Source organism: Chryseobacterium sp. OSA05B (assembly GCF_019970065.1).
In the GTDB taxonomy this organism is placed as follows: domain Bacteria; phylum Bacteroidota; class Bacteroidia; order Flavobacteriales; family Weeksellaceae; genus Chryseobacterium.
Window position 1 is genome coordinate 1 of sequence record NZ_JAHXYH010000019.1, and the last position, 3,060, is coordinate 3,060.

Annotated in this window: 1 protein-coding gene and 1 pseudogene; both read left to right on the plus strand. The window is 31.2% G+C overall.

Going from position 1 to position 3,060, the window contains the following annotated elements; translation table 11 throughout:
- Positions 1–95: 95 nt before the first annotated feature.
- A pseudogene (locus LC419_RS23335) lies at positions 96–653 on the plus strand (transposase); the annotation flags it as partial.
- 1,414 nt (positions 654–2,067) lie between these two features.
- Positions 2,068–2,874 (plus strand): hypothetical protein, encoded by an 807-nt coding sequence (locus tag LC419_RS23340; protein WP_223609608.1) that lies wholly within the window; start codon positions 2,068–2,070, stop codon positions 2,872–2,874.
- The last annotated feature ends 186 nt before the right edge of the window (positions 2,875–3,060 follow it).

Genomic DNA, 3,060 nt, shown 5'->3' on the forward strand with positions numbered 1-3,060 from the left:
CATTGGGTGGATTGTCACCTGTAATGTGGAAAAATGGACAGCAAGCCAAAGCAAACCCAACGCTTTTTCCTAAAACAACAACAAAATATTAACAGAAATTAATACTTTTGATTAGTACTGATAAGGGGAAAGTCTACAGGTAAACCGTCCTGTTTTGTCTAAGGTTTTAAGTTGAAATTGTCTTTTAATTCCCAGAAGACACCACTACTTTAAAACAACGAACTCCAGATATTGGATAAAGAAATACCCCAATATTACAAAAGAAAATAATTGGAATGTTCGGAGAAAGTCTATATTGCAGATATGACTTATATCAAAACTAAAGATAAGAATTATTATTACCTATGCATATTCAAAGAAAATGTAGAATATGAATTGAGTGATAATTTACAGAAAAGTTCTACACTGAAAGCCTTAAAACAAGCTATAAAGAATAGGATCTACAAGCATCACTTAATTTATCATTCAGATAGAGGCTTACAGTATTGTAGTAAAGAATACACCGAAATGTTGAAGAAAAGTGTTATTCTCATCAGCATGACAGAGAACTCAGATCCTTATAAAAATGCCTTACCAGAAAGAATGAATGGCATTCTGACATATGAATTGGATTGATTAATATTTTTGAAGACTTGAAAAATCTATTACAACAGCATAGTACATAAAATAACTAATAAAACAAATTAATGAAATCATCAAAGAGTTCACCGAAATTCAAAGATTATGATATTAAAACCTATTTTAACTGCATATATGTATAGTCTTACTATAAAGACTTTTTTTAGGTGATATAGCTATTCTATGATAAACTTTGTACCTTCTTTGGTTATAATTGTTAAAAAATAATTGCCTATTATTAAATATTTGACGTCGATTTGGATTTGTCCAGGGAATAACCCTTTATAAGCAACCTAGCAGAAGTATCACGCAATAATTGCTAAGCTTTTAGATGATTATTTTCTAATACAATTCATATATCTTCAGTAACAAGGTTTGGATATATTAAAGATCTTTCTGAATTTGTGCACTCGTTAATAATACTGAAGTGCTAAACGAATTAACAGCATAATAGATGCTGTTAACTGTTTTAATCATGGCCCTTATAGATGCTTTATTTTCGTTTGGTAAATTAATAATTGATGAACAATTATTTGGAATAATGGAAGCAAGCCCAGTATTAAAGTTTAATCCCCCTTCCTTAGATAATAATATTATTACATTTTAGGTGTTGATAGTTGCAGCGTTCCATACTGCGATATGCAATGGGAGGGTTGCGGCATACGAATTATTATAATAAGAAGTTATCGTGAATGGTCTGTTATCGGTTACTAATAATAGTACATCTTTGGCTGATTGATTATAACGAAAATCATTGACTTATAGACCTAAATGGACCAAATGCGTTGTTATACACTAAAGAATCTCTAGTTTTTCAGACATATTTTGTATTTGTTCAATGTTTGAAAACGGGAAGGTTTCAAAAGTTTGTAAATAAATTATCCTATTAATAGACTTACTTTATATTTTTTGTTTAATTGTATTGTAGTTAACGGAAGAATCTTATAACATACGAAAATGCCTTAAGTAGCATTCCTTTCCGGTTTTTCCATTTCAGTGCATCTGCCAGAATCGACAGTATGCATAGATTCATAAAACCACCTTGTTCAGAATCTGAACAAGAATTTTGATAAATTGATAAGAGAAAAACTCCTTAACGCGAAGTTATAACAATTTTTATTGTGATTATTGTTTTTTGCTAACATATTTTAATAAAAAAAAAACATATGTTTCTCTTAATAGCGGTTTATTTGTACTTGATTTTGTTGTATAGTAAACACTTATGACAATATCTGTAATAGATACTAGGAATTCAGAATATAGTGTCAATTAGTATTTAATTTGTTAATCTCTTCTTATGTTGAGACTAACTTTTTTAACTTCTTACAAATTAAAATGCTGATATGATTTCTTTGGAAAATATTGATTAAAAGAAATTTTATTTTGCTGTAATTAAATAAAAATACAATAAAATATTTACACAATTATCAAAATTAGAAAAAAAATATTATGAAAACAAAAACTTTTTTATTGGGATCGTTGATTTTAAGTACGGTTTTATACTCTCAGGTAGGTATTAATACCGTTAACCCTCAAGGTGTTTTTAATATTGACTCGGCCAAGGATAATCCGACTACAGGTATTCCTTCTGCTACTCAGCAGGCTAATGATGTGGTTGTGACGGCTGCTGGAAATATGGGTATAGGAATAACAGCTCCTACTAATAAATTGCATATAATTGGTGCCAATCCTTTACGTCTACAAGGGGTAACAACAGGAAACATCAATGTAGATCAGCTACTGGCTGTTGACAGCAATGGGGTGGTGAAGAATATTGGTACACTGAATTTTCTTTCTATACCTACACCAGCTATATTCAGATTAAATAGCGGGATAACAGACTTTTTAAGCACAGAGGGAGCAGGAGGTTCCCAAGTGGTTCCAATGACACTTGTAAAAAATTCAATCCCAAATCTTACTTATGATGCTGCTTCAAGCACTATTAATTTTCCGTCCGGAACTTACCAGATGACATTTGTTTATGAAGGAGTTCATGTTGCGCCAGGATGCACAATCAGTTCATATTTTATAGATTTTCCTCTTAATTTGACAGGTACGCGAATTCACAGTACTGCCTCTCATGTAGAAGGTGGGGTTTCGTCGCACGGAGGATCGATTACTTATGCAACAACAGTTCCCGCAGGCACCGGTTGGCAGATTCATTTGGGAAGAGGGCAATCAGGAAATTGTAGTGGACCAGGAATGATCTTAGCAGGAGAATCAACCCAATTGCTGATTTTTAGAATAGGAGATTAATAATTTTTTTTTTAAAGTTTAATAGTCAAAAATAGTTGGTGAAATTCTTTGTAATATCAATTTTTATTGATGATACAGAAAGTTTATTGAACATTGTTTCAATAAACTTTTTTTATGGCTGAAAATTCAAAAAAATCGTTTTTGGATTTGCAAAAGTCTTGATGTAATTTCCTGGGGAAAACAAAA